This window comes from Moorena sp. SIO3I8 (genome assembly GCF_010692325.1).
Classification (GTDB): domain Bacteria; phylum Cyanobacteriota; class Cyanobacteriia; order Cyanobacteriales; family Coleofasciculaceae; genus Moorena.
Genome location: NZ_JAAHHW010000427.1, coordinates 1 through 1,247 on the forward strand (window position 1 = coordinate 1; position 1,247 = coordinate 1,247).

Below are 1,247 nucleotides of genomic sequence, written 5' to 3' on the forward strand. Positions count from 1 at the left end.
CAGGGCTATTTCATTCTCATGAAAGCAAATAAATGCTAGATTTACAGGTTAAACCAGTGTTTCATGAGTTCCCATGGGTTTGCCACCCCCACCTGCCCCTACAATCTTACTTCCAAGCCTTCCCCCAGAAAAGTCAAACCCTGAGCGTATTGAGATTTTGGAAGCCTTTGTCGATATTCCAGATGGCCGCAATGCTTCCGGGAAACGGCATCAACTCAGCCTGTGTCTAGCCCTGTTTACCCTGGCTATCGCGGCTGGGAATCGAGGATTTCTAGCTATCGGTGACTGGCTCACTAGTTATCGGGAGGAGCTCATTGAACTATTTGATCCCCCTTTGGGCCGACTTCCTTCGTACAGTACGATTCGCCGTGTTCTGATCAACCTAGACTATCAGCAGTATTCTGCGGCCTTGGCTCGTTTTTTTGGTATTGAACCCAAGCCTGGAGAAACCTTAGCCTGTGATGGTAAAGTCCTACGAGGCTCGTACCAACTAGAGAGTGATAATCCCGACTCTCCACCTCACCGAGCAATTATACTAGTGAGCGCTTATCTGGTTGAGCGAGGTTTGATTCTAGAACCCTACCAGGTCAATAGCAAAACCAATGAAATCAAAGCTTTGCCTGAATTTATCAAGCAACTGGCTCTCAAGGGTGTCGTCTTTGCCTTTGATGCGATTAGTACTCAAAAAAAACAGCTGAGTTAATCATTGAAAGTGGAAACCACTACCTGGGTGCGCTCAAAGGCAATCAGAGCAATCTGTTCAAAAGCGTCAAAGCCCACTTTGTTGTCCAACACAGTCACACTGACATCAGTAAAGGGCATGGTCGTGTTGAGAAACGAGTTGTTAGCATCTGCACACAACTTGATCACATCAAGCCCTGGCCGGGGCTAAAAACCCTCATTCGAGTGGAAAGTGTTCGACAATTCAAAAAGGGTAGACAACTTCGTTTGGAAACGGAAACACGCTATTATGTTGCTTCTTTCAACGAATCTGCAGAGTCTTTTGCTCAGCGCATTCGAGGATATTGGGGTGTAGAAAATAAGGTTCATTATGTTCGCGATTTCACCCAGGGAGAAGATGCTTCACGTATTCGCATGCATCAGTTACCTCAAATCTTTGCGGTTGCTCGTAACTTTGCACTCAATATCTATCGCTCTAATCACTTCTCAAATATGGCCCAGGCAGAGCGACGGTGCAAGTTTGGACTAGACACACTCAAGCGCATTTTTAGAATGAAATAGCCCTG

General features: G+C 46.1%; 1 pseudogene. It reads left to right on the forward strand.

The features are described from left to right. Positions 1-73 precede the first annotated feature (73 nt). Positions 74-1,242, forward strand: a pseudogene (locus tag F6K51_RS37605) (ISAs1 family transposase). Positions 1,243-1,247 lie beyond the last annotated feature (5 nt).